The organism is Alistipes sp. AF48-12, from assembly GCF_003477565.1.
GTDB lineage: Bacteria > Bacteroidota > Bacteroidia > Bacteroidales > Rikenellaceae > Alistipes_A > Alistipes_A hominis.
On the sequence record NZ_QUDJ01000009.1, the window covers coordinates 33,676 to 58,198 of the forward strand.

The 24,523-nt window shown below is 54.9% G+C and carries 23 protein-coding genes; 14 read left to right on the top strand and 9 right to left on the bottom strand.

The features are described from left to right. Positions 1–6: 6 nt before the first annotated feature. A complete protein-coding gene (locus tag DW082_RS07035; RefSeq protein WP_070103346.1) occupies positions 7–1,755 on the top strand; it encodes a phosphoethanolamine transferase in 1,749 nt (582 codons plus the stop codon). A 48-nt stretch (positions 1,756–1,803) separates the two neighbouring features. Then, positions 1,804–3,723 (top strand): PCMD domain-containing protein, encoded by a 1,920-nt coding sequence (locus tag DW082_RS07040; RefSeq protein ID WP_118457979.1) that lies wholly within the window; start codon positions 1,804–1,806, stop codon positions 3,721–3,723. Positions 3,724–3,887: 164 nt separating this feature from the next. Here the strand turns inward: DW082_RS07040 and DW082_RS07045 are convergent, their stop codons facing one another. The 5 genes from DW082_RS07045 to rlmD are packed head-to-tail and all read right to left on the bottom strand — an operon-like array spanning position 3,888 to position 7,903. Continuing rightward, positions 3,888–4,577, bottom strand: coding sequence for an RluA family pseudouridine synthase (locus tag DW082_RS07045; RefSeq protein WP_118457981.1), 690 nt, complete (start codon positions 4,575–4,577; stop codon positions 3,888–3,890). A 17-nt stretch (positions 4,578–4,594) separates the two neighbouring features. Next, positions 4,595–5,056: a cytidine deaminase gene (locus tag DW082_RS07050; protein ID WP_118457983.1), complete on the bottom strand. Its 462-nt coding sequence runs from the start codon at positions 5,054–5,056 to the stop codon at positions 4,595–4,597. Positions 5,057–5,067: 11 nt separating this feature from the next. Then, on the bottom strand, positions 5,068–5,739 hold the full coding sequence (mnmD, locus tag DW082_RS07055) for a tRNA (5-methylaminomethyl-2-thiouridine)(34)-methyltransferase MnmD (protein WP_055205476.1): 672 nt from the start codon (positions 5,737–5,739) through the stop codon (positions 5,068–5,070). Next, positions 5,736–6,434, bottom strand: coding sequence for an SIMPL domain-containing protein (locus DW082_RS07060; protein ID WP_101571617.1), 699 nt, complete (start codon positions 6,432–6,434; stop codon positions 5,736–5,738). Before DW082_RS07060 ends, mnmD begins: the two co-directional genes overlap by 4 nt. Positions 6,435–6,484: 50 nt before the next feature. After that, the gene (rlmD, locus tag DW082_RS07065; protein WP_101571072.1) at positions 6,485–7,903 is read right to left on the bottom strand and encodes a 23S rRNA (uracil(1939)-C(5))-methyltransferase RlmD; all 1,419 of its coding nucleotides are present in this window, start codon (positions 7,901–7,903) and stop codon (positions 6,485–6,487) included. Positions 7,904–7,973: 70 nt separating this feature from the next. On the opposite strand from rlmD, the gene DW082_RS07070 reads away from it, so the two are divergent. From DW082_RS07070 to DW082_RS07110, 9 genes are all read left to right on the top strand, one after another. Next, positions 7,974–8,639: an MBL fold metallo-hydrolase gene (locus DW082_RS07070; RefSeq protein WP_101571070.1), complete on the top strand. Its 666-nt coding sequence runs from the start codon at positions 7,974–7,976 to the stop codon at positions 8,637–8,639. A gap of 20 nt (positions 8,640–8,659) precedes the next feature. After that, the gene (locus tag DW082_RS07075; protein ID WP_306345967.1) at positions 8,660–9,445 is read left to right on the top strand and encodes an FkbM family methyltransferase; all 786 of its coding nucleotides are present in this window, start codon (positions 8,660–8,662) and stop codon (positions 9,443–9,445) included. Continuing rightward, on the top strand, positions 9,436–10,110 hold the full coding sequence (trmD, locus tag DW082_RS07080) for a tRNA (guanosine(37)-N1)-methyltransferase TrmD (RefSeq protein ID WP_055205480.1): 675 nt from the start codon (positions 9,436–9,438) through the stop codon (positions 10,108–10,110). The genes DW082_RS07075 and trmD overlap by 10 nt, the downstream gene beginning before the upstream one ends. 52 nt (positions 10,111–10,162) lie before the next feature. Then, positions 10,163–11,299, top strand: coding sequence for a lipid-A-disaccharide synthase (gene lpxB, locus DW082_RS07085; RefSeq protein WP_055205481.1), 1,137 nt, complete (start codon positions 10,163–10,165; stop codon positions 11,297–11,299). Then, positions 11,296–11,919, top strand: coding sequence for a fumarylacetoacetate hydrolase family protein (locus DW082_RS07090; RefSeq protein ID WP_055205482.1), 624 nt, complete (start codon positions 11,296–11,298; stop codon positions 11,917–11,919). The genes lpxB and DW082_RS07090 overlap by 4 nt, the downstream gene beginning before the upstream one ends. A gap of 28 nt (positions 11,920–11,947) precedes the next feature. Next, on the top strand, positions 11,948–12,526 hold the full coding sequence (locus DW082_RS07095) for a Crp/Fnr family transcriptional regulator (protein WP_118457985.1): 579 nt from the start codon (positions 11,948–11,950) through the stop codon (positions 12,524–12,526). A gap of 67 nt (positions 12,527–12,593) precedes the next feature. After that, on the top strand, positions 12,594–13,328 hold the full coding sequence (locus DW082_RS07100; protein ID WP_101571062.1) for an SDR family oxidoreductase: 735 nt from the start codon (positions 12,594–12,596) through the stop codon (positions 13,326–13,328). Positions 13,329–13,452: 124 nt separating this feature from the next. Beyond that, entirely contained in the window at positions 13,453–14,058 is a 606-nt protein-coding gene (locus tag DW082_RS07105) for a Maf family nucleotide pyrophosphatase (RefSeq protein ID WP_101571060.1), read from the top strand. Between the two features lie 57 nt (positions 14,059–14,115). Beyond that, positions 14,116–16,056, top strand: coding sequence for an LruC domain-containing protein (locus tag DW082_RS07110; RefSeq protein ID WP_118457987.1), 1,941 nt, complete (start codon positions 14,116–14,118; stop codon positions 16,054–16,056). A gap of 70 nt (positions 16,057–16,126) precedes the next feature. Here DW082_RS07110 and DW082_RS07115 read toward each other — a convergent pair whose 3' ends face one another. The 3 genes from DW082_RS07115 to aspS all read right to left on the bottom strand — a co-directional run bounded on the left by DW082_RS07115 (position 16,127) and on the right by aspS (position 20,388). Then, positions 16,127–16,837: an NAD-dependent deacylase gene (locus DW082_RS07115; protein WP_118457989.1), complete on the bottom strand. Its 711-nt coding sequence runs from the start codon at positions 16,835–16,837 to the stop codon at positions 16,127–16,129. A gap of 94 nt (positions 16,838–16,931) precedes the next feature. Then, positions 16,932–18,524, bottom strand: coding sequence for a glycoside hydrolase family 32 protein (locus DW082_RS07120; RefSeq protein ID WP_147386986.1), 1,593 nt, complete (start codon positions 18,522–18,524; stop codon positions 16,932–16,934). Between the two features lie 106 nt (positions 18,525–18,630). Then, positions 18,631–20,388: an aspartate--tRNA ligase gene (gene aspS, locus DW082_RS07125; protein WP_118457993.1), complete on the bottom strand. Its 1,758-nt coding sequence runs from the start codon at positions 20,386–20,388 to the stop codon at positions 18,631–18,633. Between the two features lie 110 nt (positions 20,389–20,498). On the opposite strand from aspS, the gene DW082_RS07130 reads away from it, so the two are divergent. The 3 genes from DW082_RS07130 to DW082_RS07145 all read left to right on the top strand — a co-directional run bounded on the left by DW082_RS07130 (position 20,499) and on the right by DW082_RS07145 (position 23,609). Next, positions 20,499–20,939, top strand: a complete 441-nt coding sequence (locus DW082_RS07130; protein ID WP_228385763.1) for a nucleoside deaminase — start codon at positions 20,499–20,501, stop codon at positions 20,937–20,939. Between the two features lie 559 nt (positions 20,940–21,498). Continuing rightward, complete coding sequence (locus tag DW082_RS07135; RefSeq protein WP_118457995.1) at positions 21,499–22,086, top strand: hypothetical protein; 588 nt, start codon at positions 21,499–21,501, stop codon at positions 22,084–22,086. 461 nt (positions 22,087–22,547) lie between these two features. After that, positions 22,548–23,609 carry a M56 family metallopeptidase gene (locus DW082_RS07145; RefSeq protein ID WP_118457999.1) on the top strand — a complete coding sequence of 354 codons (1,062 nt, stop codon included), beginning with the start codon at positions 22,548–22,550 and terminating at the stop codon, positions 23,607–23,609. A gap of 59 nt (positions 23,610–23,668) precedes the next feature. Here the strand turns inward: DW082_RS07145 and DW082_RS07150 are convergent, their stop codons facing one another. Continuing rightward, positions 23,669–24,430, bottom strand: coding sequence for a M15 family metallopeptidase (locus DW082_RS07150; RefSeq protein ID WP_118656292.1), 762 nt, complete (start codon positions 24,428–24,430; stop codon positions 23,669–23,671). Positions 24,431–24,523: the final 93 nt, after the last annotated feature.

Genomic DNA, 24,523 nt, shown 5'->3' on the forward strand with positions numbered 1-24,523 from the left:
AAAAAGATGATAAATCGGTTTTTCAGCGGATTGAAACGGGCGCTCGGGCTACAGGAGACCATATCGGTCGTTTACGTGGCGATCATGTTGCTGCCGAACCTGTTTTTGGCCGTTACAGAGCCCTATTCGTGGAGTACCGTGCTGGGGTCGATCCTGCTGCCGGCTACGTTTTATTTGTTGGTGTCGGTATCGCTGCCCCGTCCGGGCGGCGTGATGCTGTGCACGCTGCCGCTGATGATCCTCGGCGCGTTCCAGATCGTACTGTTGTATCTGTTCGGCGGGTCGATCATCGCGGTGGATATGTTCACGAACCTGTTTACGACCAATGCGTCCGAGGCCGGCGAGTTGTTGGCGAACATCTGGCCGGCGGTCGTGTTCGTCTGCGTGATCTATATTCCGCTGCTGGTGTTGGGGGTGCGCTCTCTGGTTATCAAACGGCGGCTCAGCGGGGTTTTTCGCCGTCGCGCGCTGTGGGCGGCGGCGGCGTCTTTCGTACTCGGCGTGATTTTCGTGCTCGTTTCGACGTTCGCCCATCCGGGATTCGGCGTGAAATACCATGTTTTTCCGATCAACGTGATTTATAATATCGACCTGACGCTCGACCGCTGGTCGCAGAGCGAAGCTTATCCGGAGACTTCCCGCGATTTTCGTTTCGACGTGACGCGAAGCCGGCAGGCCGACGGCCGCGAAATCTATGTGTTCGTAATCGGCGAGGCGTCGCGCGCCGCATCGTGGAGTCTGTTCGGCTACGAACGCGAAACCACGCCCCGTTTACAGCAGCGGGTCGGCGACGGTCTGGTGCCGTTCCGCGATATGCTGACGCAGTGCAATGCGACCCATAAGAGCGTGCCGATCCTGCTCAGCGCCGTTTCTGCGGCTAATTACAATGATATTTTTCAGGAGAAAAGTATTATTACGGCTTTCAAAGAGGCCGGATTCAGGACGCTGTTCATATCGAATCAGGTTCCGAACCGTTCGTTGATCGACTTTTTCTCGGAGGAAGCCGACAACCGCATCGACATCAGTCCGCGCGAAGGGCAGCTCTATACGGACAACCGTCCGGACGGGGATATGCTGTCTTATCTGCGGGATGTCATCGCAGAGAACGACGATAACCTGTTCATCGTATTGCATACTTACGGATCTCACTTCGATTATACGAAACGCTATCCGGCCGAATTCGCCCGTTTCGTGCCCGATCATGCGTCGGCGGTAAACCGCGAGAACCGGGATGTCGTTTGCAACGCTTACGACAACAGCGTGTATTATACCGATTATGTATTGGATCGGGTGATTTCGTTGCTGGACAGCGCGCGGGTTTGTTCGGCGTTGTTCTATTGCGCCGACCACGGCGAGGACCTGATGGACGACGACCGCGGACGGTTCCTGCATGCTTCGCCAACGCCGACCTATTATCAGTTGCACGTGGCTGCGCTCGCATGGTTTTCGGACGAATACCGGGCGCAATTCCCCGAAAAGTATCGAAATGCCGTGGCGAACCGCGATAAGCCGTCGACGACGGGTTCGGTTTTCCACGATCTGGCCGACATGGCGTTCCTGCAGAGCCGTTACATGGATTCGACGCAGGCCTTTACCAGTTCGGGTTTCGTGTTCAATCCGCGCAGGATGTACCTGAACGACCATAACAAGGCGGTGGAATTTTATAATTCAGGCCTGCGTCCCGAGGATTTCGAGATGCTCGACCGACATCATATCGAATACGACAAGGCTCATGTCCGGGATATCCTTTATTAGGAAGTACGATTTATACGTCAAATAATTTTAACAAAAACCAATTTTATTATGAGAAAAATTTTATTAGCGTCGCTCGTAGCCGTTTTCACGCTGGGGCTGATGAGTTCCTGTTCCAAGGACGATGACGGTCCGGGACCTGATCTGACCGATTATGCAGCCAAGATCGCCGGTATTTTCAAAGGCGATATGACCGTAGCGCTCGGAGAGGCGCAGCCCGGCGCACCGACTACGGAAAAGATTTACGTTACCCGGACCGGGGAGAACAAAGTGACCATGGAGATCAAGAATTTCACGTACGAAGGCATGAGCCTGGGAAATATCGAGATCAAGGACGTTGCCGTGGCTGCGACCAAGGCGACGGACGCTTCCGCTGCTTATAAATGCGCGGTAACCGGAAAAGGCTCCGTTTCGATCAACCTGAACGGGGTGCCGTTGACGGCCGATGTGGAGGTTTCCGGGACGGTTGCCAACGATAAGGCCGATATCAAGATCGTCGTGGACGCTGCGGGTCTGAAAGTCAACGTCGGTTTTGCCGGCGATAAGATCGGCGCGGATACTCCGGACTATGCGCTGGATATCGCCGGGACCTATACCGGGAAAATGATCGTTACCGTAGGCGACACTCCCGTCGGCCCGACCAAGCAGGAGATCGTTTTCGCGCGTCAGAACGAGAATGTAGTGCAGATGTCGATGGAGGATTTCTCTTTCGGCGGCGCCTCCCTCGGTAAGATCGTTTTGAGTGACGTGAACGTTGCCAAGAAGGATGCCGGATATACCGTTGCCGGCGAAGGCGACGTAAAAGTGTCGCTCGGCGGAAACCCGCTGACCGTCAAAGTGACGTTGGAAGGTACGGTGGAAGATAAGGCGACCGAGTTGGTGATGACGATTAACGTCCCGGGCGTAGGCGATGTCAAAGCCGAATTTACCGGCGCGATCGAATACGTTCCGAGCGACCTGGCCGAACTGCTGTCGATCGAATTCGCCGACAATGCGAAAGTTGCCGTGCAGCCTGCGACGACGGACGGTAAGAATTATACTTTTGCGATGACGGCCGACGCTACGGCCGACGACCTGAAAGGACTGGTTCCGACGATCGTGGTATCGGAAATGGCTACCGTCGTACCGGCGTCGAACAAGACCGTCGATTTCTCGCAAGGCGCCGTGGATTTTGTCGTTACGGCCGAGGACGGAACCACTACGGCTACCTATACGGTATCTTGCGTCGGAAAACAGACCAGTCTGGCCAGCTTCGAAGAGTGGGAAGAAGAAAAATTATGGGGTAGTCCGGTTGGTATGAGGCCGGTTCTTTCTTCGGGATGGGCGACCAGTAATTCTGCCGCCGTTGTTCTGCAGGATGCGCCTTATAAACCCGTTGGACCGGTTGATGCCGGTTATAAGGGCAAAGGTGCACAGATTTATTCGATTGATGCCCGTACGTATTACGAAGCGTTGCCGACGATGGTGCCCGCTCTTGCCGCAGGTTCGTTATTCATAGGCGAATTTAAGCTGAATATGACAAATACGTTGGCAAGTACTCGTTTTGGTGCTCTTTGCGATACGAAACCTACATTCGTAAGCGGATATTACAAATATGCGCCGGGCGATAGTATGATCAACAATATCGGCGAAGCTCTCAAAGATGCCGGAACGGACGAGTGTTCGATCGTGGCCGTATTGTATGAAGTGGAAAACGAGGAGGACGAAACGCTCGATGGTAGCAATGTCCTGAATGATTCGCGGATCGTTGCCAGTGCAATTATGACTTCCGGTGAACAGAAAGATTTCAAGCAATTCGGTCTGGAACTGAATTATACCGGAGAATACAATCCCGCGAATAAATATAAATTTGCGATCGTATGTTCGTCGAGTAAGAACGGAAGCGGCTATAAGGGTCCGGAAGGAACGGTACTCGGTGCACGGGGAAGTATGTTGATCGTCGATGAAATTTCCGTTTATTCTGCATTTTAAGACTCTCCTTTGATCAATAAAAACAGGCGAAAGAAATTTCGCCTGTTTTTTTATGGGGATCTTCCGGAAGATTTCTGCCTATTTTTGAAGGTTGTACGATTCCGTTTACATCTGTCGTCTTCCGGCGGAAGTGAGATTTGCGAATGCGTTTATTTGTTGTCCGTTTATCCGAACGTTTCGGCGAACTTCCACAGGTTGTCCTGCTGCGGTACGGGGGCCGTGATGCGTAAGGGTTCCTTGCGCACCGGATGGACGAATTCGATACTCCGCGCATGCAACGAGATGCTGCCGTCGCGGTTCGAACGCGCGGCGCCGTACTTCAGGTCGCCGCGAATCGGGCAGCCGATCTTAGACAGTTGCGCCCGGATCTGGTGGTGACGGCCGGTCAGCAGTTCGATTTCGAGCAGGTGGTAGTGCGTGCCGCTGCCTTTCAGCCGGTACCTCAGTCGCGCTTCCTTGCTTCCCGCAGTCGGCCGGTCGTACACTCTCGATTTATTCGTTTTGCCGTCGCGGACGAGGTGGTGCACCAATTCTCCTTCGGGTTGTTGAGGCCGGTTCTCGGTCAGAGCCCAGTAGATTTTACGGATTTCGCGGTTTTTGACCAATTCGTTCATACGCGTCAACGCCTTGCCGGTCTTGGCGAAAAGCACGGCTCCGCTGACCGGACGGTCGATGCGGTGCACGACGCCGAGGAACACGTTGCCCGGTTTGTCGTCGCGCACGTGGATGAACGCTTTGATTTCGTCTTCGAGGGCCGGATCGCCGGTCGTGTCGGGCTGCACCAACTCTCCGGAACGTTTGTTGACTACGATCAGGTGGTTGTCTTCGTACAGGATGGATTCGGGATTGAACATGGTTCGGGTTGAGATGATTATTCCAGTTCGAATGTAAACGGCAGCAGCAGTTTCGCTTCTTCGACGACGATCGCCCGGCCCGCTCCGCTCATCACGATTCGAATCGGCGCCTGCTGCCTTTTTTCGGCGTCGGTGATCACTTGCCGGCATGCGCCGCACGGGGTACACTCCCTCGGCGACGGCGCCGAGGCGATCGCCATCGTCCGGATCGTTCGGCCCGGACGGTTCGCCTGTACGTAATAGAGCAGGCTGCGTTCGGCGCACATGCCGGACGGGAATACCTCGCTTTCCTGGTTCGATGCGCAAAGGATCTCGCCGTCGTCGAGCAGCGCGGCCGCTCCGACACGGAATCCCGAATAGGGCGCATAGGCCGAACCGCAGGCTTCCGCGGCTTTGCCGATCAGCAGGCGTTCCTGCTCCGGTAGCTCCTGCTGCGTCCGGTATTGCCGGAAATCGAAACAATGCTTTTTTGTCTCCATCGTCGTTCGGTTTAGTCTTCTGAGCCGGTGTCGGATCGTTCCGGTTTAACGGCGCGTACCATGTGGCGTTTGCCGAGCGCTCCCGGCAACCGCCTGACTTCGAAGCCGGCCGCGCGCAGGTTCTCCTTTACCAGGCCTTTTGCCGAGTAGGTGACCAGCGTGCCGCCCGGGGCGAGACAGGCATACAACCGTGCGAATAGTTCTTTGCTCCACAGTTCGGGCTGGGTGTCCGGGGCGAATGCGTCGAAGTACACCAGATCAAAGGTAGTGTCAAATCGGTAATCCTCCAACGCCGCCTCTACTTTTTTCAATGTAAAGCGTTCGTCGATGCCGACCGGGACGTTCCACGCCGCGTCGTGCAGCGCCCGGAACAGCGGATCGGTCGCATAACTCAGTTTTCGGGCAGTTTGCGGATCGACCGGATAGCGCTCGACGGCTTCGTAAAAAACCGTACGGCCTTCCCGCCGTGCGGCCTGCGCCGTCAGCCAGGCGTTCAGACCGCTGCCGAATCCGGCTTCGAAGATCCGGACGTGCGGCGACTCGCTGCATAAAAATCCTTCGCGGATAAAGACGTGTTCGGATTCGCCGACCGCGCCCCGCACGGAATGATAAGCGTCACCCGTAACCGGGTGACGCAGGGTCGGGGAACCATCCCCGGTAATTTCTATTTCGGGCCGGATCAAAGTCCCAGGATAAAGCGCACCATGACCGAGTGCTCGATCTTGATTTTCTGGAATTCCAACTGCGGAGCGGCTTCCTCTCCCGCAGCGTCGGCTACGGCCATGCTTTTGGCCATCAGTACGTTCGCATAGGGGCGCATGTTGAATCCGTAATCTTGTACGAAAATCGCTTCCTTAGCCTGCTGTCCGAGCGCCGCCGCCAGCACTTCCGCGTTTTTGCGGGCTGCTTTGGCCGCGTTCGTGCGTACTTCCTGGCGCAGCTCCTCGATGTTCGAAACGTCCGTCTTTTCGATGTTCACGTCCGAAATACCGGCCGTCTGCAACGCCTGGAACGCCTCGCCGAGTTGCTGGGCGCTGTTTACCTTCAACTGGTAGGCCTTGGTCGAAAGGATTGCGTTCTTACGCAGGAAGTAGGTTTGCAGATCGCTGGACATATCTTGTACGACGAGGTTCTTTTCGAGGTCGATGCCGATTCCCTTGAGTTGTTTGAACATCTCTTTTTCCTGCTGGTCGACCGATACTTTGCCTTTGTTGTCCTTTTCGTTGATGACGATACGCAGGTAGATTTCGTCTGGAACGACTTCCATTTCGGCCTTGCCGGTCACTTCGATATAGGGTTGGTCGATGTAATTCTTTTCCTGTGCGAACAGCGATCCGGCGAGCAATACGGCCGCCACGGATACCATCAGTTTTTTCATAGTCATTCTTTTTTAGAGTTTGTAACTGTATATAAGATCGTTTCCGATCCCTAAACGTTGCATCGACGCATCAATTGTACCACATTTTCGACATGGTGCGTATGCGGGAACATATCCACCGGCTGGATTTTCGTCACCCGGTACGCCCCGTCGAGCAGCGCGACGTCGCGTGCCTGCGTGGCCGGATTGCAACTGACATAGACGATTCGAGCGGGCGCTGCCGTCAGGATCGTGCGGGCCACGTCTTCGTGGATACCGGCTCGCGGCGGATCGAGGATCACCACGTCGGGCCGCCCGTTTTCGGCAATGAAACGCTCGTTTAACACATCCTTCATGTCGCCGGCATAGAAAACGGCGTTGCCGATGCCGTTCAGCCGCGCGTTGACTTTCGCGTCTTCGATCGCTTCGGGTACGTACTCGACGCCGACTACTTTCCGGCATTGCCGCGCCACGAAATTGGCGATCGTCCCGGTCCCTGTGTAGAGGTCGTAAACCGTTTCTGCGCCGGTCAGCGCGGCAAAGTCGCGGGCGATCTTGTAAAGCTCGTAGGCTTGCAGCGAATTGGTCTGGTAAAACGACTTCGGCCCGATCTTGAACCGCAGTCCCTCCATTTGTTCGAAAATATGGTCGTTGCCTTTATAAAGCAAAATGTCGAGGTCGCCGATCGTGTCGTTCAGTTTGGTGTTGACGACGTACATCAGCGACGTGATCTGCGGAAATTTTTCCGCCGTGTGTTGCAGCAACGCGTCGATCCGTTGCGGATCGTTTTCGCCGAAAACGACGATCGCCATCACCTCTCCGGTCGTGGAAGTGCGGACGATCAGGTTGCGCATCAGCCCTTTGTGCTCGCGGATGTTGTAGAACGAATACCCGTTTTCGAGACAGAATTCCCGCACGGCCAACCGGATCGGGTTCGACGGATCGTCCTGCAACCAGCATTTGCGGATGTCGAGCACTTTGTCGAACAGGTTCGGGATGTGAAACCCCAGCGCGGGGCTGTCGGCGATTTCGTCGCCCGAAGCGATCTCTTCGGCGGTCAGCCACCGTTTGTTCGAAAAAGTGAATTCGAGTTTGTTGCGGTAAAAGAGCGTTTTCGCCGAACCCAGGATCGGACTGACTGCGGGCAGTTCGATTTTTCCGATCCGGCCGAGCTGGTCGGCGACCTGCTGTTGTTTGAATCGCAATTGTTCGGAGTAGGGCAGGTGCTGCCATTTGCATCCCCCGCAGGTGCCGTAGTGCTCGCAGACAGGCTCCTCGCGCAACGGCGATTTTTTTACGTAATTTACGATGTATCCCTCCATGAACCGCCGCCGTTTGCTGCGTATCTGTACGTCCACCACGTCGCCCGGAACGGCCATCGGGACGAATACCACGATGTCGTTCCACCGGCCGAGCGCCTTGCCCTCGGCGGCGATGTCGACGATTTCGAGCCCTTCGACGAGCGGGTAGTTCGCTTTTTTTCTTGCCACTTTGTCCTGTTTTATTTCTTACAAAGGTAATGATAACTATCTTTGTGTAAAATTTTGGAACCGACAATCTATGATAACCGTTAAAATTATCGTTTCGAACCCGTTTCAGGAGAATACGATCGTATTGTCCGATCAGACGAAAGAGTGCATCATCATCGACGCCGGCGGTTATACGCCGCAGGAAAACAAGGCGCTGTCCGATTATATCGAGTCGAACGGTCTGAAGCCGGTGATGGCCGTCAATACGCACGGTCATGTCGACCATATGCTCGGCGTGAACTACGTCAAGGAGCGGTACGGGATTCCGTTCGCAATCGACGGGCGCGACGCTTTCCTGATTGAGTCGGCCCCGACGCACGGAGCGATCTACGGCTTCAAAGTGGATTCCGTGCCGACGATCGACATCGACCTGCAAGGCAAAAAGGAGGTTCGTTTCGGCGATACCGCGATGGAGATTATCGAGACTCCGGGCCATACCCCGGGCCATATCTGCCTCTACAACAAAGACGAGAAATTGCTGATTACCGGCGATACGCTGTTCCGCGAAAGCATCGGCCGCACCGACCTTCCGGGCGGCGACTACAGTTGGATCATGCGTAGCATCCTCGATAAACTAATGCCGCTCGGCGGAGACGTGCATTTCTATCCCGGGCACGGGCAGGACAGTACGATCGGCCACGAGGCGCTCTACAATCCGTTCGTAACCGAGGTGCTCGGCGGGGAGGTCAATTATTAATCTTTCGAATGCCGGATACGATGGGACAGATGGGAAATGCGATCCGCAAATTGTTGTATAAAAACCTGTCGCTGGATAGTTACTTGCGGGTGCTCAGCGGCATGTACCTGCAGGGATACCGGTGGGGCGTTTCGCCCCGCTCGGAGGTGTACGAATATCCGCGTTTTCTCAAATACCTCGTTTCACCCGGCGATACGGCGATCGACATCGGCGCGAATCTGGGATATTATTCTTATGTGCTGGCCGGGCTCGCGGGCCCGTCGGGAAAAGTGTACGCCGTCGAGCCGGTGCGTCCGATCTTGAATGTGTTGCGCCGTAACCTGCGGAAATACCGCAATGTCGAAATCCTGAATTATGCGCTCGGCGACGCTGAAAAGACGATCCGGATGGGGAACAGTTCGGTCGGCGAGAACGGCTATTTCGGCACCGGGCAGAATTTCGTGATGGATCGGCCTACGGACGGCCTGCCGGTCGTCGAGTTCGAGGCCGAGATGCGGCGCGGCAGCGTACTGTTCGCCGATTTGCCGAAGATCGACTTCATAAAGTGCGATATAGAAGGATACGAGGGCGTCGTGATCCCGGAACTGCGGCCGTTGATCGAGCGGCACCTGCCGACCGTACTGATCGAGACGGGCGGCGATACGCGCACGGCGATCGCCGACTTTTTCGAATCGCGCGGTTATCGCGGGTTTACGCTGTGCGACGGACGGATGAAGCCGCTCGCGCCGGAAGATACGAAAGACATTATTTTCATACACGGGTCGAAGATCGAGCCGTATCAAACGCTGATCGGGCCATGCGCATAGATATCCTTACGGTCGTTCCGGAACTGTTGCAAAGCCCGCTGAATGAATCGATTCTGAAGCGGGCGCAGCAAAAAGGACTGGTCGAAATCCATATCCATAACATCCGGGACTATACATTCGACAAACACCGTCAGGTGGACGATTACCCGTTCGGCGGCGAAGCTGGCATGGTGATGAAACCCGAACCGATCTTCCGCTGCGTCGAAGCGTTGCAGGCCGAACGCAGCTACGACGAGATTATCTATACTTCGCCCGACGGCGTTCGGTACGACCAGCACGAGGCCAACCGCCTGTCGACGCTCGAAAATATCGTCATCCTGTGCGGTCATTACAAGGGAATCGACTACCGGGTGCGCGAACACTTGATTACGCGCGAGATATCGATCGGCGATTACGTGCTGACCGGCGGGGAACTGGCCGCCGCGATCATCGCCGACAGCGTGATCCGGATCATTCCCGGGGCGATCGGCGACGAGGCTTCGGCGCTGACGGACAGTTTTCAGGACAACCTGCTCGCGCCGCCCGTCTATACCCGTCCGGCGGAGTTCCGCGGATGGCGCGTGCCGGACGTGCTGTTGTCGGGCAATTTCGCCGAGATCGACAAATGGCAAGAGCAGCAGGCGCTGGAACGCACCGAACGGCTGCGGCCCGATCTGCTGAAGTGATCCGGGTCGAAGGTTGCGGAATGGAATTCAACGAGATAAAAATCATATAGCGATGAAGTATTACCTGATTGCCGGGGAAGCGTCGGGCGACCTGCACGGCGCGAACCTGATGAAAGGATTGCTGAAAGCCGATCCGCAGGCGCGGTTTCGTTTCTGGGGCGGCGACAAGATGGCTGCCGTCGGCGGTGCGGAAAACCTGGCGATGCACTATAAAAAGGCATCGTTCATGGGTTTTGTCGAGATAGCGAAAAACCTGCGCACGATCTTGGGACAGATCGCCGCCTGCAAGGAAGACGTCGCCGCTTACCGTCCGGACGTGCTGATCCTGATCGATTACGCCGGGTTCAACCTGAGGATGGCGAAATTTGCTAAAGAGAACGGCATCCCGACCTATTATTATATCGCGCCGAAAGCGTGGGCGTGGAAAGAGTCGCGCGTCGAAAAAATCCGGAAGTACGTCGACCGGCTGTTCGTTATCTTCCCGTTCGAGACGGCCTGGTTCCGCCGTCATGGGATCGAAGCGATCTACGAAGGCAATCCGCTGATGGATGCGATTGCGGAGCGCCGGCAAAACCTGCAACCGTACGCCCGTTTTATCGAAGAAAACGGACTCGACGACCGCCCGATCGTAGCGTTGCTGGCCGGTAGCCGCCGTTCGGAAATCAAATTCAACCTGCCGTTCATGGTGGAGTTGTCCGCGGAATTTTCGCAATACCAATTCGTCGTGGCGGGGGTATCGTGGCTCGACCGCGAGGTGTATGCGCCTTACCTGGCTGGCAGCGACGTCCGCTACGTGTGCGACAAAACTTACGAACTGCTGGCCGTCAGCGATGCGGCGGTCGTGACGTCCGGTACGGCGACGCTCGAAACGGCTTTGCTCGGCGTTCCGGAGATGGTGTGTTACCGCCGCGACCTGCCGACGATGCTGATCGGCAAAATGTTCCTGAAAACGAAGTACGTGTCGCTGGTAAACCTCGTGCTCGACCGCGAGTGCGTGCGCGAACTGTTGCAGTACCAGATGAATATGCCGAATGCGACGGCCGAACTGCGGGCGATCCTGCCCGGCGGAGCGAAGCACGACCGGATGATATCCGATTACGCCGAGCTGGGTCGGCTGATCGGCGGCAGCGGAGCCTCCGACCGTGTCGGGGCGCGAATGGTCGAACTGCTTAAAGAAGATAAGAAATGAAAATCATCTGCATCGGACGGAACTACGCCGAGCATGTCGCCGAACTGGACCATACGCGCGATCTGCCCGGGAAACCGCAGTTCTTCATGAAGCCCGACACGGCGCTGTTGCGCAACAACGATCCGTTCTACGTGCCTGCGTTCAGCCAGGATCTGCACTACGAGACGGAACTGGTCGTCCGGATCAACCGCGTGGGCAAGGCGATCGAAGAGCGTTTCGCCCCGCGTTATTACGACGAGGTGGGGCTCGGTATCGACTTTACGGCCCGCGACCTGCAACGCGAGTGCATTGCAGGAGGTTTGCCGTGGGAGATCGGCAAGGCGTTCGACCATTCGGCGGCGCTGTCGCCGCAGTTCGTTCCGCTGGCCGAACTGGGCGGCGACGTGCAGCGGTTGCATTTCGAGATGTCGCTCAACGACGAGGTGCGCCAGCGCGGCGATACGTCGCAGATGATTTTCGGCGTGAACCGGGTGATCGCTTACGTGTCGCAGTTCGTGACGCTGAAAATCGGCGACCTGATCTATACGGGCACGCCGGTCGGCGTCGGTCCGGTGCGTCCCGGAGATCGTATCCGGGCCTCGCTCGAAGGACGTTTGCTACTCGATTTCGACATCAAGTAAAATTTGGACGAGTACCTTTGTCGCGTTTATGAACCGATTCAATCGTTATGCCGACCGGCTGGATGTCTCTTTGTTGAAACCGCTTTTTACGGAACGAGGCGAGCGCCGGGTTTACGGACGGGGCGAACCGTTCCTGACGGCCGGAAGCGTTCCCCGTTTCGTCGCTTTCGTCGAGAGCGGCGTGTTTCGCTATACGTGCCTTGACGGGCGCGGAAACGAGCATGTGGTGGGATATGCCTTCCCGGACGAATACGTTTGCGATTACCGGTCGTTTATCTGCGGTACGGCTGCCGTGGTCGATATCCGGGCGGTTGCGGAGTCGGTGTCGTACCTGCTCCCCTGCACGGAGCTCGAACGTTACTGGGAAAGCGGTATCGAAGGGCAGCGCCTGGGGCGCCGGGTCGCCGAGGAACTGTTTGCCATAACTTACGACCGGCTGCTCGATTTCTATTGTAAAACGCCCGAAGAGCACTATCTGAATCTGATCGACCGTTATCCGGGGCTTGTGGACGTTATTCCGCTCAAGGAGTTGGCTTCGTTTATCGGCGTGACGCCGGAGACGGTCAGCCACATTCGCCGAAAATTGTCATCGAAAAGAAAATCTTGAATTTTTTCAAGAAATTCCGCGCCGAGCGTATGTATTTTTGGCCGTAGTTAATTATGGAACGCATACGATGACGAGAACAAACGATGTTTCGAAAACGGCGGTCGTGATCGGAGCTACTTCCGGGATCGGCCGCGAAGTGGCGGCGCAGCTCGCCTCGCAGGGTTACCGCGTGGGGATTACCGGCCGGAGGGAGGCTTTGCTGGAGGAACTGGCGCGTTCCGCTCCGCAACGCTATGAAACGGCCGCTTTCGATATTGCGCAACCCGATGCCTGCGACCGGCTCGCGGCGTTGACCGGCTCGCTGGGAAGTCCGGAACTGATTGTTTTTTGCTCCGGGACGGGCGACCTGAACGACGGATTGGACTACCGGATCGAGGAGGCGACCAACCGGGTGAATGTGGACGGATTTACCCGCACGGTGGATTGGTGTTACCGTTATTTCGAATGTCGCGGCGGGGGATGTCTCGCGGCGGTTACCTCGGTGATGGGACTGCGCGGCAGCCGCACGGCCCCGTCTTATGCCGCGTCGAAAGCCTATCAGATCAATTACCTGGAGAGTCTGCGCCAGAAGGCTTGCCGTCAAAAGCTTCCGATTCGGGTCGTCGATATCCGTCCCGGATCGGTGCGCACGGCGATGATGAAAGGCGAAGGCCATTTCTGGATCGCTTCGCCGCAGCGGGCCGCGCAGTGCATTTGCCGGGCCGTTCGCAAAGGACGTTCCGTGCAGTACGTCACCCCGCGCTGGCGGTGGATCGGCTTGGCGCTGAAAATAATCCCCCGGAGCCTGTATCGCAGGATGTAAGCCTGGCCTTCTGCCGAATAGCGAGGTATAAAACGAATGGGAAAAGAGGATATTCAGGATGTTTTTGCGTAGTTTTGCAAGGTATCTCATCGGATGCGTCCGATGATAATCGAAAATCCTGCATATGTTTTTTATCGAAGAATTAAAAGAATACGATTTGATCCTGGCCAGTCGCTCTCCGCGGCGCAGGCAATTGCTCGCGGATTGCGGATTGGAGTTTTCGCTGGCCGGCGATTACGAAGTCGTCGAGGAGTATCCTCGCGACCTGCCGGCGGACGAAGTGGCCGCTTTCCTTTCGCGGTTGAAGTCGGAAGCCTATCCGGAGCCGCTCGGCGGGAAGGATATCCTGATTACGGCCGATACGGTCGTAATTGCGGACGGCCGTATTTTGGGCAAACCCGCCGGGCGGGAGACGGCGCTGGACATGTTGCGGAGCCTTTCCGGACGCAGTCATTCGGTGATTACCGGGGTTACGCTGCGCAATGGAAGCCGCAGCCGCACGTTCGATTCCCGGACAAAGGTTTTTTTTAAACAACTGTCCGACGAAGAGATCGACTATTACGTCGACCGCTACCGTCCGTATGACAAGGCGGGCGCTTACGGCATTCAGGAATGGATCGGTTATGTGGCGATCGAGCGGATCGAAGGTTCGTTTTACAATGTAATGGGGCTCCCTGTGCAAAAATTATTAACGGAACTTGAAATTTTTATCGAATTGAAAGAAAAATAAGTACCGATCCTTTAAAAATGCTCTACATTTGCATTGAATATTTAAAGGATTGTTAGTATGAGGAAAAATAAAGGCGGCTTCAATGCGGGACGGGTTCTGCTTTGCTGCATGGCGTCGGTCGTTGCGACCGGTTGCGTCAAAAATCCGAGCGACGGCCCGAAACCGGACGATCCGTCTGCGGGCGATTATCAGACGTTCGCGACGGCGCAGTCGTATGCCGCGAACATCGATTACCGTCTGAACGGTTATCAGATCGGTTTCGAGGTGTTCGGTGAAAATCCCTATGAAGAGAATGCCGACGGCGCTTTGACCAAGAAAGAGGTCGAACCTTATTTCCGGGGATATACCGACGAGACGGGGCATTTCTCCGGCAATCTGACGATGCCTTCGCTGGTGACGGAGGTCTGGTTGTCGTCCGATGCGATCGGTTCCGTCGGAACGGCGCATCTGAAAGTTTCCGGAAACCGGATCGATTTCGACCAGAACGAGTATATCGCGCAGCATGCCGGATCGAAAGCGATGACCGGGAGCGGTTACACGTATCCGGACGATTGCAAAGTATTGTCCGAATGGACGGATGTATACGGAACGTTGCCTAATGTGCTGTCGGATAATGAACTGCCTGCCTCATTCGTTGCGAGGGTGGATAAGGTCTATTCGGGAGTCGTCGGCAAATTCATCACTACCGTTTATCCCGAATTGTTCGAAGATGAGGCCAGTGCGGATATTTCGATCGAGTCGCCGACCAAGATCAATATGGTCTTTCTGAAAAGCGGCGCTTCGTGGCAGAACGTCGTGGGATATTTTACCTATCCGACCGGAACGGTTCCTGCGGCGGACGCCCTGACGAAAATCATCGCATTCCCGAATGTAACCAAGTATTACAAAGGTAATTCGGATGTGCGTGTCGGGTCGTTGCTTGCCGGCGATCGGGTGCAGCTCAAGTACTGGGACGGAACGGCTTTTCAGGATGAATTCCCGGCCGGGGTCAGCATCGGATTTTTCCTGATGGGACACTGGTTTGCCAGTGGGAATATCGCATCTTACGATTATGCGAAGGATATCCGTTATTCGAAGCCCGATTTGAACCCGATGGCGGACGGGAAGCGCCAGCAGCGCACGGTTTCTCTGTATGACCGGCAAAGCGGATGGGTAGCCGTCGGATTCGAGGACAACAAGGACTGGAATTATACGGACGCGCTGTTCGGTCTACAGATGGAACACCAGAACGCGATTCCCGGCGTTCCTGATCTGCCGGAACCGGGCGCCGACCCCGATACCTACACCGAATACCGGGGAACGCTGGCGTTCGAGGATCTGTGGCCTTACGAAGGGGACTACGATATGAACGACGTGGTCGTATTGTATAAAAGCCGGGTTTATACGGACAGAAGCAACAACGTGTCCCGTACCGTCGATGAATTTACCGCTAAACACAATGGCGCGGCTTATACCGACGGTTTCGGTTATCAGTTGCACCTGCTCGGGGCGGATGCGGTTCGGAGCGTGCAGATCGAAAGCGACCTGGCGCCGTCTTCCTTCATGAAAGGGAAGAGCCTGGAACCGGGTCAGGATCATCCGACGGTCGTGTTGTTCGACGATATCGGCGTTGCGCTGGGACATACGTTTACAGTGACGACTTCGTTTACCAGCGGGATCGGTTACGAGCGGGTCGTACCGCCTTACAATCCGTTCGCCGTATTGAAGACCGACGAAGGACGGGGATCCGAAGTGCATTTGGTCAATTATCCTCCGACGGCGCTGGCCGACAGGACGCAGTTGCATTTCGGACACGACGTTTCGCAGCCCGACAAGGGCCTGTATTACGTGTCGAAAAACAATCAGTTCCCGTTTGCGATCCATATCGCCGGTTACGACTTCCGGTGTCCGAAGGAAGGAACGCGGATCGATGAGGCTTACCCCGATTTCAGCAGTTGGGTAGCTTCCGGGGGGCATAAGGATTGGTATCGGAATCCGGAAACATCGCTCGTTTACTGATAATCCGAAAGCGTATAAAGACAGCCGGGAGGCTTCCGTGCGGAAGCCTCCCGGCTGTCTTGGCGTAGGATCAGAGATTTCCGAACTCGCCGATCAGCCTGTCCACAAGCAGCGGAGTGCCTTGCGCCGAGTTCATCCGGATAAGTTCTGTCGGGTTGCGGATACCGGACATATCCGGCTCGTTCGGGTCGATCAGGTAAACCGGGACATCCGGTCGGATGTAGCGTACCAGCGAGGCGGCCGGATACACGGCCAACGAGGTGCCTACGACGATCAGTAGATCCGCCGTAGCGGCGATTCGGGCCGCGCGGTCGAACATCGGGACGCCCTCGCCGAAAAAGACCACGAACGGACGTAGCAGCGATCCGTCCGGGGCGCGGTCGTCGAGGTGTTGTTCCCAACCTTCGATCGGTACGACCAGCGATTCGTCGGCGCTGCTGCGCAGTTTACGCAGTTCGCCGTGCAGGTGGGTGACGTGCGTGCTGCCGGCCCGCTCGTGCAGGTCGTCGATGTTCTGCGTGACGACCTCCACGTCGAAATGATCTTCCAGTTTCCGGATCGCGTAGTGTCCGGCATTCGGCTCTTTCGACAGCAACTCGCGCCGCCGGATGTTGTAGAAGTCGATAACCGTTTTGCGGTTGCGAGCCAATGCTTCGGGGGTGCATACGTCCTCGATGCGGTATTTGTCCCACAGCCCGTCGGAGTCGCGGAAAGTCGAGATGCCGCTGTCGGCACTGACTCCGGCGCCGGTGAAGACAACGATTTTTTTCCGGTTTTTCATAACTTTTATTTTATATTACTAATAAACGAAACGTTCCGGCGGGCGTCGCAAGACGTTCCCACTCTCCTGGCTGTCGGTTTCGGACAGCGTGAGGTCAGGGTTCTACCGGATTGCATCGGATCGTTTCCAGCGCCGTAACATCGCCTTTTTTCAGCGTCACGTTGCCGCCTTCGGTGAATAGTTCGATGATATCGAACGGTTTGCCGGGGAAAAATACGTCGGTGAAGACGATCCGGCCGTCCGCCGCGAACAACTCCATTGACGCGACGTCGACGAGCAACCGCCAGCGCATCGTTCCCGTTTCCGGTTCGTAGGGGGCGGTCTGTACGGAGGCGAAAGGATCCGAAAACCGGACGGCCGCCGCTTGCGTGCGGTCGACCCGGAACAGCCGTTTCTTCCGGTCGTATTCCATCGAGACGTACTCCCCGAGGTCGTTGCGGAGCCGGATGCCGTATCGCGACGGAGCATCCGGGCCGTCGATGCCATCGAAAGTCAGGTCGAGTTCGATGGGGGCTTTGTCGAACGGAATCCGGTCGGACAGCGTCGCCGTACGGTTTATTTTCTGCCGTTTCAGTTTCACCGATCGGTCGCGAAGCCGTTCCAGTTCCCGCACCGGCTTCGATTTCAGCCGGTAGCCGTCGGCGCTGCGGACGATGCTCAGTTCGCGCGGGAAAGTGGCGGCTCCCGACCAAGACTGGGTCGTATGCCCCTGCGCGGCCGCCGCATATTGGTGCGAGTGCATCCAGCCGACGAAAATCCGGCGGTCGTCCGGCGCGTTGTCGAACGTGATGCCCGCGTAATTATCCTTGCCGTAATCGATCCACAGCGTATCGGTTTGTTCGCTGGTAAAATGTTTTCCGTCGAAATCTCCGATAAAATACTGGGTCGCCGTAGCGAGCTTATCGGGCGTTTCGGTAAAATTCACGACGCTGGCCAGCAGCACCCATTTGATTTCTTTCGATCCTTCGACCCGGAGCGGAAACAGGTCGGGGCATTCCCACGGCCCGACGTGCGATCCGCGGTCGTGCCCGAATTCGCTGAGGTATTCCCAGTGCAGGCAGTCGGGCGATCCGTAGAACCGGACGGCTTTGCCGGCGGTCAGCACCATGATCCATTGTCCGGAAGGTTCGTGCCGGACGATATGCGGATCGCGGAAGTCGGCGATGCCGGGATTCGGCAGAACCGGATTGGCGGCGTATTTGGTCCACGTGCGTCCCCGGTCGGTGCTGTATGCCAGTCCTTGCGACTGGGTTTCGATCCGTCCCTGGGCGGCGGCGACCGGATCGTAATAGGTGAAGATCGCCAGAATCGGCGGATCGGCGGCGGTTCCGAGTCCGGACGTGTTGTTCAGGTCGGCTACGCAGCATCCCGAAAAGATATAGCCCAGGCTGTCCGGAGCCAGCGCGATCGGCATATGCTGCCAGTTCAGCAGATCGCGGCTGACGGCATGTCCCCAGTACATCTCTCCCCAAGGGAGGTTGCCGTTTTCGTCGAACGGGATGTGCTGGTAGCAGAGGTGGTACTCGCCGTCGTAATAAACCAGTCCGTTCGGGTCGCTCATCCAGCCTTCGGCCGGCGAGAAGTGGATTCTCGGACGGTAATTTTCGGGCGGTTGCGGTTGGCCGCTTTGCGCTGCGAGCGTCGTGACGCAGCAGGCGAACAGCAGGGCGGTGATTTTTCGTTTCATCGAGTCGTCGGTTTTATACAAATTTATACAAAATATCCCGGAAAGGAAACCTCTCCGGGATGAATATCGAAACGGACGACTCCCCGAAACGGGAATCGTCTTGGATTTACTTTTCTTCTTTTTTGACGGTCAGCGACAGTTCTTCGAGCTGCGCGTTCGAAATGTTCGAAGGCGAGTCGATCATTACGTCGCGGCCCGAGTTGTTTTTCGGGAAGGCGATGTAGTCGCGGATCGAGTCGGCTCCGCCGAACAGCGCGCACCAGCGGTCGAACCCGAAGGCGATACCCCCGTGCGGCGGCGCGCCGAACCGGAATGCGTTCATCAGGAATCCGAACTGGTTCTCCGCCTCTTCGTGCGTAAAGCCGAGCGTTTCGAACATCTTTGCCTGCAGTTCGGCATCGAAGATACGGATCGACCCTCCGCCGACTTCCACGCCGTTGACGACGAAGTCGTAGGCGTTGGCCCGGATTTTTCCCGGATCGGTGTCGAACAGGCCGATGTCTTCGGGATTCGGCGACGTGAACGGGTGGTGCATCGCGTAGAAACGCTGCGTCTGGTCGTCCCATTCGAGCAGCGGGAAATCGACTACCCACAGCGGCGCGAACTTCTCGTGCGACCGCAGTCCCAGCCGATTGCCCATTTCGAGGCGTAATTCGCACAGGGCGGTCTGCGTTTTTCTGCGCGGCCCGCTGAGGATCAGCAGCAGGTCGCCCGCTTTGGCGCCGCACTGCGCCGCCCATTTCCCGAGGTCTTGCTGTCCGTAGAACTTGTCTACGCTCGATTTGTAGTTGCCGTCGGCTTCGCAGCGCACGTACACCATGCCTTTGGCGCCGACCTGCGGCCTTTTGACGAATTCGGTCAGTTCGTCCAGCTGCTTGCGGGTATAGCCTGCGCACCCTTCGGCGCAGATCGCGCCGACATATTCGGCCGAATCGAATACGCCGAATCCCTTACCTTGGGCGGCTTCGGTAATGTCGTTGAACGTCATGCCGAACCGGATATCGGGTTTGTCCGATCCGTATTTATCCATCGCTTCGTGCCAGCCGATCCGCGGGAAGTTCCCGTCGAACTCTTTGCCGAGGATGTTTTTGAACAGGCGCTTTGCCAGGCCTTCGAACATATTCAAAACGTCTTCGCGTTCGACGAACGACATTTCGCAGTCGATCTGCGTAAATTCCGGCTGACGGTCGGCCCGCAGGTCTTCGTCGCGGAAACAGCGCACGATCTGGAAATAGCGGTCGTAACCGGCCACCATCAGCAGTTGTTTGAACGTTTGCGGCGACTGCGGCAGCGCGTAGAATTCGCCCGGGTTCATCCGCGACGGAACCACGAAGTCGCGCGCGCCTTCCGGCGTCGATTTGATCAGATAGGGCGTTTCTATTTCGAGAAAGCTATTTTCGTCCAGGTAATTGCGAATTTCGTGCGCCATCCGGTGACGCAGTATCAGCGCGTTTTTCAGCGGGTTGCGGCGCAGGTCGAGGAAACGGTATTTCATCCGCAGTTCATCGCCGCCGTCGCTGTTGTCTTCGATCGTGAACGGAGGGGTTTGCGATACGTTGAGCACCTTCAGTCCGTCGACCGCCACTTCGATCTTGCCGGTCGGGATCTTCGGGTTTTTCGCGGCCCGGGGGATCACTTTCCCGCTGGCCTGTATCACGTATTCGCGTCCCAGTCCGGCGGCCGTGGCGCGCACTTCGTCGGACGAATGTTCTTCGACTACCAATTGGGTGATGCCGTAACGGTCGCGGATATCGATGAACGTCATGGCGCCGAGATTTCTCACTTTCTGTACCCAGCCGGCCAGCGTAACGTTTTGGTCTGAATTTTCGATGCGGAGTTCTCCGCAGGTATGCGTTCTGTACATTACCTGATTTTTTATATTTTTGTCTTTTGAAATGCGGGAATGTGCCGGGAAATCAGTTCCTCCGATCCTGCAAAACAGGTTTCAAAGATAGTAAATTTCTGGCGAACGGGATGCAAAACGGCGATGAATTTTTCATGCGGCAGGCTCTGGACGAAGCCCGCAAAGCTTTTAATAAAGGAGAAGTGCCCATCGGGGCGGTGGTCGTGTACGGCGACCGGATCGTGGGACGCGGCCACAACCTGACCGAAACGCTGGCCGATCCGACGGCGCACGCCGAGATGCAGGCGCTGACGGCGGCGACCGGAGCGATCGGCGGGAAATACCTGAACGAATGCCGTTTGTATGTGACCGTCGAACCGTGCGTCATGTGTGCCGGGGCTTGTTTCTGGTGTCAGGTGGGGCAGGTGATTTATGGCGCGCCCGATCCGAAACGGGGGGCGTCGCTGCATACGCCTTCGCTGTTCCATCCGAAAACGCAGGTTCGCACCGGCATTCTCGAACAAGAGTGCCGCGAATGGATGGAGCGGTTTTTCCGAAAGCTACGGTTTTAATTTCTGGCAAACTTTAAGTTATCTGTAATCTTTTGTTCGGGATAGCGTGTGTTTTGTACAATGGCAGTCGCTTCTGTGGATAATACTTGCTGTGCATTTGCTCGAACCGGCCGGAAAGGTAGTTTGCAATCGAAATATATAACGTATATCCACACGAAGAAAGAGCTTTTTATATTTAGTTCTGATTATAGACCGGTATCGAGATACTTAGGAGTGCTTAACTTTTATATAAAAAGTTGAGAAACTCGATTTTTTATGTTTTGTGTGAAAAAAAAGTTTGATATTCAATGTTTTTCATGTATATTTAAAGCGTATAATCTATTTATATGTTGTGTTGTTTATATGTTGTGTTGTGATTGTTTTATCATCTAAATCTATAAAAAATTATGAAAAAAAACTTGACTTATGTAATTGTGATGTTTTGCTGTGCATTTCAGGATTATTGATATTTAGTTGCAGCAAAGAGAATGACTCATGGAGCAATTGGAACAAAACCTCGTCCCGATCATTAGAGACAAAGTATTTGTATATTGAAGAACCCGAAAATGGTGAGTTCTCTATGGAGCAACTGGAGATACTGGGTGTGGCTTTTGATCGAATAAGTAAATATCTGGTAATGACAAATGATTCTTGTTTTTTAACAGTCGATTATGCAGCAGAGGTGTATATGTCGGATGAATTGTTTTCACTGATGCAACAGTCTGTTGACAATAAGAATGCTCAATATCGAGCCTATTTATATTTTAGAGAACATAGAGATTTGGGTATTACGATCGAGAATCCATTTGATATTCAAGTTTTTATTCCGAGGACCAAAGCAGAAACAGAAGGGTATTACGACGGATTTACCAGTACGACGGTTACGAAGTTGAGTCACGCTGAGACGATGGCTTTATTTGAAGATTTAAAAAAGACTGGAGGTGCAGTTGAAAAATTGGCAGAAGCGATTGCCCTTAGGTATACAGGGGCTGTGGGTCTTTCATTGGTTAAAGCTTGCTCATATTTTGTCAGTGCACCTTTCGCAAAAGCTCAAAATGAATATCTTGAATTGGGTAGTTCTTCTGGAATAACTATAAGGGAATCGACAGCTTACTCTTCTACCACAGGTACCTCTTCCACCGTTTACAGTATATCAGTCAATAAATAAGAAGTAATGTGTTGAATTATGAATACGAAAAAAATTCTACTTGAAGTCGGATTTTGGTTATTTTGCGGATTGTATTTGTATTTATACATAAAAGATCCGCTGCAAAGGCTTGGGTGGGAGGATGATTCCACGGCTTCTTCGGAGTGGCTTATCATAATATTCGCTGTTGCCTATATCGTTGTTTATAAGCGGGATATTGATCCTGAGAAAAAGAAAATATACAAAAGGTCGATTGTTCTTTGTTACCCGCTCTTGTTGTGTTTACTGTATTTTTTTAACTAAAACATCAGTTTGTAACTTCTATGTACACAATGATTTAAAGTAGTAGGTTGGTCTCGACTCCGAAAACGCAGGTTCGCACCGGCATTCTCGAACAGGAGTGCCGCGAATGGATGGAAACCTTCTTTCGCAAGTTGCGTTTCTAGTTCTCTCTTTCCCGAATAGCAGAAAATAAAAATAGTTTGGTATTATTTGAGATTTTATCGGACTATTTCGGGGCCGAGGTGATCGTCTTGCCGGGGATGGTGTCGGCGGCTTCTTTCGGAAAATACGTGGTCATTTCCGACGAAGATTACGCGAACAACCGGGAGGAGATCCTGACCCACGAGCAGGGACACCGGCAGTTGGGACACGTGTTCGATCTGACGTTGCTTACCGTGGCGCAAATCGTCTTCTGGTTCAATCCGGTGATCTATCTGATCAAGCGGGATCTGCGTGAGATACATGAATACCAGGCCGACGATTATGCGTTGAAGCGTGGCGTCGACGCCCGTAAATACCAGATGCTGATTATCCGTAAAAGCGTCGGCCTGCAACATTTTGCACTCGCAACCAATTTCAATAACACCTATTGTCAAACCAAAAAACGAATTGCTATGATGAACACGATGAGAAAAAACGGAAAGGTTTATTGGAAGTCGCTGGTTTACCTTCCAGTAGCGGCTTTGGCGCTGATGTCTTTCGGAATGGCCGGAAACAGCGATGCCGCCGGATCGCTGACCGTGCCGGAAGGGTGGATCAAAGCGGGCACCGCACCTGAAAATTATGAAATGGGGGTCGATCCGTCTGCGAAAAAAGATGGGAAGAACGTAGCTGTGATTCAGTCGGTCGAGGCTTTTCAGTCAGGCGTTGGAAAGTTCGGTACATTGATGCAGATGTGTCTTCCCGGCCAATATGCCGGTAAACGCGTTAAAATGACTGCGGATATCAAATCGGAAAATGTTACCGGTTGGGCTGGCATGTGGTTCCGGATCGATGCGAAAAATTCCAGAAACAGTCTCGCTTTTGACAATATGCAGGATCGTCCGATAAAAGGAACTACGGATTGGAAGCAATGTCAGATCGTACTCGATGTCCCTGCCGATGCGGGAAAGCTGGCCTACGGCGTATTGTTGGACGGAGAGGGAAAAGTCTGGTTCGGTAACGTGTCGTTCGAAATCGTCGGCGATTCGGTTCCGTTGACAGGCATGGATATGAATCCAAATATTCCCGAATCTCCTGAAAATCTGGATTTCAGTAAATAGAATCCCGTGTCTCGAAACGGATCGGGCGGAGTCGGTTGCCTCCGCCCGATCCGGCGTGTTCAGTCGATAGGCGTTAATATTTTACGGGCTTCGGCGGTCGGCATGATGTTGAAGTGCCACCACTCCTCGGAGATGGTCGTGAAGCCCGCTTCGGTCATTACCCGGCGCAGCAGCAGTCGGTTTTCCAGTTCCCGCCGGGTGATACGCGCCGAGTCGAGCAACTGCCGCTCGTCGGTAATGCGCGCTTCGTCGCCGAAAAAGTCGTAACACGATCCCATCGGCAGCGGTTGTCCGGTGCAGTCCATTAGCGTCAGGTCGACCGCTGCTCCGAAGTTGTGCATACCGGGGCCGTTGTTCGGGTTGGCTACGAAATCTTTCATCGCGGTTCCTTTGACCATATCCCACATTTCCCGCTGTACCGAAAGGGGGCGTGCGGCGTCGTAGACCAGCAGGTTCAGGTCGGGACGGATCGCTTTGAGCCGGTTTTTCGCATCGATCAGCATACCGGCCGTTTCGGGCAGCATGAAGGCTTTCGTCAATCCGTGATAGAGCCGTTTGCCCATGAAGTTGTAGGGTGTCGCATAGACCAGGCGCACGGCGATCGACGAATCCTGTTCGGCGATGTCGACCAGTCCCTGGTCGCGCATTTTCTTCTCGACGGGCGTATCGTTCGACTCGTGGTTGCTGAACAGCGATTTTACGGTGTCGGCCGGGATGATCTGTATCTGTTCCACCGTGTTTCGGCGGAGGTTGCAGCAGGCGCAACCCATCAATAGGCTGATCAGAAGTCCGGTTTTCAGTGCGGTAAATTTGTATTTCATGGTCTTTTCGCTTTGTGTCGTGTCGTATATGCCGGTACGATGCCGTATCGGAACGCGGGACAAAGATAACCGGAAATTCCGGTTATCTTTGTC